Origin of the sequence: Paenibacillus sp. AR247 (genome assembly GCF_002968895.1) — a bacterium.
In the GTDB taxonomy this organism is placed as follows: Bacteria; Bacillota; Bacilli; order Paenibacillales; family Paenibacillaceae; genus Paenibacillus_AQ; species Paenibacillus_AQ favisporus.
Map to the genome: position 1 here is coordinate 221757 of NZ_PCZT01000023.1, position 7504 is coordinate 229260.

Annotated in this window: 8 protein-coding genes and 1 pseudogene; 7 read left to right on the forward strand and 2 right to left on the reverse strand. The window is 55.4% G+C overall.

Annotation, left to right across the window (positions count from 1 at the left end; all coding sequences use genetic code 11):
• The 7 genes from CPT76_RS37985 to CPT76_RS30100 form a co-directional block, all read left to right on the forward strand.
• Nucleotides 1-522 (forward strand): MFS transporter (locus CPT76_RS37985; RefSeq protein WP_181153129.1); only part of this gene is annotated, 522 nt, incomplete at its 5' end.
• Nucleotides 523-678: 156 nt separating this feature from the next.
• On the forward strand, nucleotides 679-1860 hold the full coding sequence (locus CPT76_RS30075; RefSeq protein WP_105445482.1) for an NAD(P)/FAD-dependent oxidoreductase: 1182 nt from the start codon (nucleotides 679-681) through the stop codon (nucleotides 1858-1860).
• Nucleotides 1861-1894: 34 nt separating this feature from the next.
• Nucleotides 1895-2752, forward strand: a complete 858-nt coding sequence (gene sigJ / locus CPT76_RS30080) for an RNA polymerase sigma factor SigJ (RefSeq protein ID WP_105445483.1) — start codon at nucleotides 1895-1897, stop codon at nucleotides 2750-2752.
• A gap of 149 nt (nucleotides 2753-2901) precedes the next feature.
• Nucleotides 2902-3975 (forward strand): acyltransferase, encoded by a 1074-nt coding sequence (locus CPT76_RS30085; RefSeq protein WP_181153131.1) that lies wholly within the window; start codon nucleotides 2902-2904, stop codon nucleotides 3973-3975.
• 74 nt (nucleotides 3976-4049) lie between these two features.
• Nucleotides 4050-4976: a M15 family metallopeptidase gene (locus tag CPT76_RS30090; protein WP_105445485.1), complete on the forward strand. Its 927-nt coding sequence runs from the start codon at nucleotides 4050-4052 to the stop codon at nucleotides 4974-4976.
• Nucleotides 4977-5033: 57 nt separating this feature from the next.
• Nucleotides 5034-5327 carry an ArsR/SmtB family transcription factor gene (locus CPT76_RS30095; RefSeq protein WP_076172099.1) on the forward strand — a complete coding sequence of 98 codons (294 nt, stop codon included), beginning with the start codon at nucleotides 5034-5036 and terminating at the stop codon, nucleotides 5325-5327.
• A gap of 134 nt (nucleotides 5328-5461) precedes the next feature.
• Complete coding sequence (locus CPT76_RS30100) at nucleotides 5462-6481, forward strand: NADP-dependent oxidoreductase (protein WP_258168967.1); 1020 nt, start codon at nucleotides 5462-5464, stop codon at nucleotides 6479-6481.
• Between the two features lie 209 nt (nucleotides 6482-6690).
• Here CPT76_RS30100 and yedF read toward each other — a convergent pair whose 3' ends face one another.
• Together yedF and CPT76_RS30110 are read right to left on the reverse strand one after the other, a co-directional pair.
• Nucleotides 6691-6918 (reverse strand): sulfurtransferase-like selenium metabolism protein YedF, encoded by a 228-nt coding sequence (yedF, locus tag CPT76_RS30105; protein ID WP_105445487.1) that lies wholly within the window; start codon nucleotides 6916-6918, stop codon nucleotides 6691-6693.
• Nucleotides 6908-7504 (reverse strand): annotated as a pseudogene (locus tag CPT76_RS30110) (YeeE/YedE thiosulfate transporter family protein); the annotation flags it as partial. The gene yedF and the pseudogene CPT76_RS30110, both read right to left, overlap by 11 nt.

Genomic DNA, 7504 nt, shown 5'->3' on the forward strand with positions numbered 1-7504 from the left:
TCAATCGTGCTGCTGCTGTTTGGGCTGGCGTCGGTGATCGGGAATGCCGCTGGAGGCAAGCTGGCCGACCGGCATCTCCATGCAGCTCTCTTGGGCAGTATGGGGCTGCTGTTGGCAGTGATGATCGCCTTTTATTTCACGAGCACTTCGGTCGTTCCCGCACTCATTACGGTGTTTGTGTGGGGAGCGGCCGCGTATGCGATGGTCACTCCGCTGAACGTCCAGGTGCTGCGGCGGTCCGGCTCGGCGCAGGATTTGGCCTCCACCCTGAACATCTCTGCCTTTAATCTCGGCAATGCGCTTGGCGCCTTTATCGGCGGGTATGTGGCTGAGAGCAGGCTGGGGCTGTCCGGACTGCCGCTGGCTTCGGCCGTGATTGTGGCCATTGGCATCGCCTTAGCCGCGGGCAGCGTGATGCTGGAGCGCTCGAAGCCAGGAAGCGCAAGGGAAGCGGGACAGGCGGAATGCGTGAATGCTGCAGGCGAGGCGTCTTGCGGAATGAATACCGGCGCCCAGTCATAGATTACAGGAAGCCGGATCATAGAAGCCGATGAGACCTCCCGAAGGCGGGGGGGGTTTTTGGCCTGTGCCGCTTTTTTCATTTTTTTCTGCTTTCCGTGTCACAAATGCTTCCCCTTCCTCGTGATATATGCAAAACCAAAGCGGGGAGTGGACGTTATGGAAAAGTTAACATGCGTCGTGGTCGGCGGCGGCTACGCCGGAATCAATGCGGTCAAGGCTTTGCAAAAATCGCTTAAAGGTGTGAGCCGGGAACTCAGGCTCATCCTGATCAACAAAGATCCTTATCACCTTCGCAAGGTGCTGCTATTCAAGCCGGCAGCTCTACAGGAGGATATTGCGGTCCCTTTGAGACGATTGTTCCCGGAAGGGGAAGGCGTAGAACTCGTTCAGGGGGAGGTCATGCGCGTGGATTTTGATGCTAGGCAGCTGATCTACAGCCGCAGTGAGGGCGGGGACGCACGCCTTGGATATGACATCCTGGTGATGGCGGCGGGGAGCATGGTCCGCCGCCCACAGCCGGATCAGGGCGGTATCGCACTGACCTCGCCGGAAGCGGCTGAACAGATCCGCCGGATGTGGAAGCAGAATCTCCGTGAAGCGGCCGGCGCCGGTACGGAGGAACGCGCCAAGCTGCTGACGTTTACCGTGGCCGGAGGAGGCATCAGCGGCATTGAAACCTCGGCCGAGCTGGCTCATGCCATCCGGGCAGATGCTGAGGGTCTGGGCCTCAATCCCGCGGACATCCGGGTGTATCTGGTCAATGCCGAGGAGCGGCTGTTTGCGCAGGGTCCGGCGAAGGTGTCCCGCAAGCTGGAGCGGCTGCTAGCCGATGAGGGGGTCACTACACTGCACGGACGCAAGGTCATCCGGGAACGCGGCGGGGTGATCGCCCTTTCGGACGGAAGCGAAATTTCCGCAGGGCTGTGCGTATGGACGCTTGGCATCGTGCCGAATCCAAGGCTTTCCAGCATGGGCTTCCCGGTTACTGCGGAAGGAAAAGTAGTTGTCGATGCGAGCTATCGGGTGGAGGGCAAACCCGGCGTCTACAGCATTGGAGATTGCGCGCAGATCGTCGATCCGGAGACGGGCCGGGCAGATGCTATGACCTGCAAGGAAGCCGGCGCTCAGGCGGCCAGGCTCGGCCAAGTCGTGGCGGCGGATGTCGAGGGCCGTCCTGCACCTGTTCATAAAGGGTATATGGATGTTTTCTGCTTCGGCCTTGGTCCGGCCAAAGGAATGGTCTGGACCCGGCAGTGGGGACTCGATATGATCATACAAGGGAGACTCGGCTGGAATATTCGGAAATTCACCTGGGATCATGCGAGTCTGCTCAAGTGAGCAACGCCATGCCAGTAGGAAAGGTGAGCAATCCATGAGGGAACTGTATGAGAATTACCGTCCGCTGCTGTTTTCGATCGCTTATCAAATGATGGGCTCCGTGTCCGATGCGGAGGATGCGGTGCAGGACGTTTTCGTGAAGCTGGCGGACCGGGACCTGGCACAGCTGAAAGAACCGAAATCCTACCTGTGCAAAATGGTTTCGAACCGCTGCCTGGATATGCTGAAATCCACCCAGAGGCAGCGGGAGCAGTACTTCGGGCCATGGCTGCCCGAGCCGATCGAGACGTCGGCGGAGGATACCGCCGAAACCGTGGTTCGAGGGGAGCTGCTGTCCTATGCGATGCTGGTGCTGCTGGAGCGGCTGTCCCCGCTGGAGCGCGCCGTCTTTATCCTTCGGGAGGCGCTGGGCTTTGAATATCCGGACATTGCGGAACTCATCGAGAAAACGGAGGTATACTGCCGCAAGCTGTTAAGCCGGGCCCGTGCCAAAATGGGGTTTGATCCCGAGATGCCGATTCAGCCGGAAGCTGCGGACGAAGAATGGGTCCACCGGTTTCTGTCGGCCCTGGAGCAGGGCAGCATGGATTCCGTGCTGTCTCTGCTCTCGAAGGACGTCGTCATCACGTCCGACGGGGGCGGCAAGGCGTCCGCGGCGGTTCAACCGATCGTGTCGCCGATCTTCGTCGCCCGCTTTGCGCTGGGCGTGTATCGCAAATTTTCGGCCGCTGACGGAGACATCCAAATTGAGCATGTCTCACTGAACGGCCAGTCTGGGATTGTGTTCCGGTCTCAGGAGGGGGTCGAAGGCGCCATGCTTCTCCATGTGGAAGGTGACCGGATTCGTGATCTGTTTATCGTCAGAAACCCCGATAAGCTTCAGCATCTGTAGAACAGTGGGTTAACGCAGCAGTTTAAGGCCCCGGGAGTCATCCCGCGGGCCTTTTGCTTTTCGCCCCCTAGAAAATACCTTGGTAACCGCCCCCACCATATGGGTAATGACCTCTATAAGGCTGAATCCTGACATCTGGGGTGGACATTGTGGGAAAAAGAGAGAGGATAACCTATCTGGAGCTGCTGAGAGGCATACTGATCATCGCGGTGGTCGCCATTCATACGACTTCGTTTTCGGTCACGAAGCTGCCGACCGGTTCAACGTTATACCCGCTGTACTATATCGTAAACGTCGGCTGTAATTTCGCCGTTCCGGGATTTCTGTTCCTGAGCGCGCTCCTGCTGTTCTATCATTACGACGGGAGGCAGCTGAACTGGCTTTCTTTTTATAAAAAGCGGATCAAGAAAGTCGTGGTTCCCTATCTGTTCTGGTCCTTTTTTTATGCGGCCTATTACACGTACGCTCACGGGCTCCCGCTGGAGCAGGGCTGGCATCGATTCTGGAGCAACCTGCCGCTGGGGAACAATTACGAGCATTTGTACTTCATGATCATTATCGCGCAGTTCTACCTGCTGTTTCCGCTGTTTATGCTGCTGCAGAAAATTTCTATGCTGAAACGCCATCCGCTCGTTTTCGGGATCGCCGTCCAGCTGGCTATCTATTTGCTGAACTATTATGTATGGCATATGGACGAAATCGGTACGTTTATCGGATCGTATATACTGTATTTATACTTGGGGGCTTATGCTGCCAAAAAGATGAGGGAGAAGGGCGTCCGACAAGCGTTTGGCTCAGGCGCGGGCTGGATGTCGGCAGCGTTTATAGCGGCTGCAGCCGTGTATATTGGGCAGAAATGGCTGCAGACCGCCGCTCCGCACTGGGTTCCGCAGCCTTATCTATCGTACATGAACAAGCTGTCCGAAGGCTTGTATTTCTCACTGGCCTGCTTATTCCTGCTGCAGCTGGCGCGGAAATTCCGTCAAGGAAGCCCGCTGTACAAGACGCTGTTTTCGCTCGGGACGTATTCCTACGGCATTTACCTGCTGCATCCATTCTTCCTGCTCCTGTGGCGGGAATATGTGCAGCAGACCGGACCGTTCTCTTATCATTTGCTTGTATGGGCCGGTGGAGCGCTGTCTATCCTGCTGTCCTGGGCGATCGTCAAGGCGGTCTCCCGGACGCCCCTGGCACCTTACATTGTTGGAGAATCCGCGAAATAGTCATAATTTCCCCTATTCATTTCCCAAGCGATCCTCTATTATATTACACAGGCATTGAAGGAGGACACGATGAAATGAGAAAGTGGTTTTTCATGCTCGCAGTCATCGTCATCCTGGTGCTGGTGGGCTTTAGAAGCGTACAGCATCAGATCGGCGGCTCGGGCACAAAGCATGTGAAGACAGAAACGGAACAGGAAGCCGCCAAGCAGGGCGGAGCTTCGGCGAAGCCGGAAGATGGATCCCCTTCCAAGGAAGAAAGTCCGTATTTGGACGTCAACTCGAATCAGGTGCATCTGGGCAACCTGCTGCTGGTCAACAAGGATCATCCCGTTTCCGGGGATGCGGTAAAGAAAGATGTTGTCAATCTGTTTGATCATAAAGACCTGATGGAAGGATACAGCCTGCTGGACGCGCAAATTATGCTGTCCGAGGATTTGGCACGCCATTTTATGACTATGGTGGACGCGGCCAGGAAGGACGGCGTGGATCATTTTCTCATCAGCAGCGGCTACCGCGATTTTGACAAGCAGGAGGAGCTGTATAAGGAAAAAGGCTCCGAGTACGCCCTTCCGGCCGGTGCCAGCGAGCATAATTTGGGGCTCTCCATGGATATCGGTTCCAGTCTGAAGGAGATGGATAAGGCGCCGGAAGGCAAATGGCTGAAGGAGAACGCCTGGAAGTACGGCTTTATTTTGCGTTATCCCGAAGACAAAATCAGCATTACCGGCATCCAATATGAACCGTGGCACTTCCGGTATGTCGGCCTGCCGCACAGCGCCGTGATGTATGAGAAGAATATGGCGCTGGAAGAATATCTGGACTATCTAAAGCAGCAGGGGAAGATCACGGAGACGGTGGAGGGCAAGACCTACGAGATCGCTTATTACCCGTCGGCCGATATGGGAAAAATTGATAAGCCGGCTTCTGCAAACTATGAGATTTCCGGGGATAATATCGATGGGGTCATTGTTACGACCGAGAAAGAGCAGGCAGCAGAATAGGGGATGTAACAATTTGGCTGCTTGACTCTGCCGAAGGCAAAGGAGTAGGATAGTTGCATGACTATCAAACTAACGTCAAAAGACGATGAGAAGCGGGCCAAAATTTTCAAGGCGCTGTCGGAAGTGAAGCGGATCGAAATGATCCGGTATCTGGTTCGGCATCCGGAACACAAAACATGCGGTGAGGTCGGCGAATCGCTTGGGATGGACAAATCCAACGTGTCTTATCATCTCAAGATTTTGTATGAGGCCGATTTGATCCACATTTACCGGAGGGGCCAGAATAAATACGGGCAGCTTAGAGAGGATACGTTTAACGCATTTTTGCCGGGTTTCCTGGACAGTCTATGATTGGGCGGGAGACCCCTCTTTATTCTTTGTAATTTGAAAGTTTTAAAACTATCCTATTAATACTGGATGGTTTTGAGGCCGTGTAGTCATCGCCTTTTGATCCCAATTCTAAATGATGGAGATGTGAATATTGTATGGTACAACCATTGATGAACCGTTCGATTCTGTTACAATCGCGCCCGGTGGGCATGCCGGGACCCGAAAACTTTGAGTTCCGCGAAGGGAGCGTTCAAGAGCCGCAGGAAGGTCAAGCCGTCATCCGCACACTGTATCTGTCGGTTGACCCGTATATGCGGGGAAGAATGAGCGACGCGAAGTCGTATGTGGAGCCGTTCAAGCTGAATGAGGCCATTTCCGGCGGGATCGTCGGCGAAGTGGTGGAATCGAAGTCCGATGTCCTGCAGCCAGGGGACAAGGTAATCGGCATGCTGGGCTGGCGGCTGTATAACACGGTCGATGCCGGCAGCGTCCGCAAGCTCGATCCGTCGATCGCGCCGTTGTCCGCTTACTTGAGCGTGCTGGGTCTGACCGGATTGACGGCCTATTTCGGTCTGCTGGATATCGGCAAGCCGAAGGCAGGGGAAACCGTCGTCGTCTCGGGTGCCGCCGGCTCCGTCGGCATGTTCGTGGGCCAGATCGCCAAGATCCAGGGCACCCGCGTCGTCGGCATCGCCGGTACGGATGAGAAATGCGAGTACCTGACCCGCGAGCTCGGCTTTGATGCGGCGGTGAACTATAAAGCTGACAATTTCCAAGAAGAGCTGGCAGCGGCATGTCCGAACGGGGTCGACGTGTATTTTGACAATGTCGGCGGCAGCGTATCCGATGCGGTCATGAACTTGCTGAACGACTATGCGCGGATTCCGCTGTGCGGCGCGATTTCGTCCTACAACAGCACGGAGGATGTCGGCCCGAGAATTCTGTCCAAGCTGATCAAGACCCGCTCGATGATCAAAGGTTTTGTGCTGAGCGATTATGCCTCCCGCCAAGCTGAGGGCATGCAGCAGCTGGGACAGTGGCTGGCCGAAGGCAAGCTGAAATACGAAGAAACGATCGTCGAGGGCTTTGACCATGTGATCGACGCGTTCCTGCAGCTGTTCCAGGGTACGAATCTCGGTAAAATGTTAGTGAAAGTCAGCGATCCGCAAGCCTAAAAATGGGCGCGACGAAAAAAACATCTTGATATGGTATGCATTTCATACGTTATGATCAAGTCAGGGAACGGCCGGAGGCCGCCGGCGTTACTGCTGTCATCGCGGGCGTGACGGGGACTCTCTTGGCGCTGTTCCTTGTCTGTTATGTAAAAAAGGATTAGAGCGGTTATCGCTCTAANCCTTTTTTGGTCTTCAACGTATGCCGCGGATTACGCGCGGATATAGAACAAAAACTCCTGGCCGTTCCGGACGGGATCCTTTTCCAGCACATATCCGTGCTTCACGACTTCCTCCGGAACGTTACGGAAGGAAGAAGGGCAGTCGGTAATGACCTGCAGCAGCTGGCCTTTCTTCAGATCACGCAGCGTTTCCAGCGTGTAAATGACCGGATACGGGCAGGATTCCCCGCGGAGATCGAGCGTAAAATCAATGGACATGTTTCGTTTCCCCTTTCTTAAAGCCGATGCCAAACCGGTAGTTTTTTTGCCAGTACACGGCAATGCCAAAACCGACCGCCAGCAGAGCCAGCGTCAGAATGATCGCACCGGCCGGTCCCATCGCCGTAATGAGGTTGATCGGTTTGCCGGGCTTCACGATGGCATTGAAAATGCCGAGGTGGTCCCAGGCGTATGCCAAAGCGGTGGCTCCCGCAATGTTGCCGATGAATACAGGCAGGAATACCACCTGGCCTTCCATCAGACGGTACATCATGCCGGTTTCGCAGCCGCCGGCCATGACGATGCCGATGCCGAACAGGATGCCGCCGATCAGCGTGCTCGGCGCGGCGATCTTCGTAATCGGGTCCATTCCGTTTACCAGAATAATGATCAGCGTGGCAACGGAGCTGACGGCCATTCCGACGAAGATCGCCTTCGTCATGGCTGCCCGTCCGCTGATCCAGAGATCGCGGAATGCGGACGTAAAGCAAATCTGTCCCCGTTCAATCAGTATGCCGAAGGCAGCCCCAAACAAAGCAGCCGTGCCCAGCATCGTTTGCCTGCCGCATAGAAATAGACGATCAGA

What these genes read in the sequence shown, in the direction of transcription:
- CPT76_RS30075 (WP_105445482.1), top strand. Translation starts at nt 679, where the DNA reads ATGGAAAAGTTAACATGCGTCGTGGTCGGCGGCGGCTACGCCGGAATC.
- sigJ (WP_105445483.1), top strand. Translation starts at nt 1,895, where the DNA reads ATGAGGGAACTGTATGAGAATTACCGTCCGCTGCTGTTTTCGATCGCT.
- CPT76_RS30090 (WP_105445485.1), top strand. Translation starts at nt 4,050, where the DNA reads ATGAGAAAGTGGTTTTTCATGCTCGCAGTCATCGTCATCCTGGTGCTG.
- CPT76_RS30095 (WP_076172099.1), top strand. Translation starts at nt 5,034, where the DNA reads ATGACTATCAAACTAACGTCAAAAGACGATGAGAAGCGGGCCAAAATT.
- CPT76_RS30100 (WP_258168967.1), top strand. Translation starts at nt 5,462, where the DNA reads ATGGTACAACCATTGATGAACCGTTCGATTCTGTTACAATCGCGCCCG.
- yedF (WP_105445487.1), bottom strand. Translation starts at nt 6,918, where the DNA reads ATGTCCATTGATTTTACGCTCGATCTCCGCGGGGAATCCTGCCCGTAT.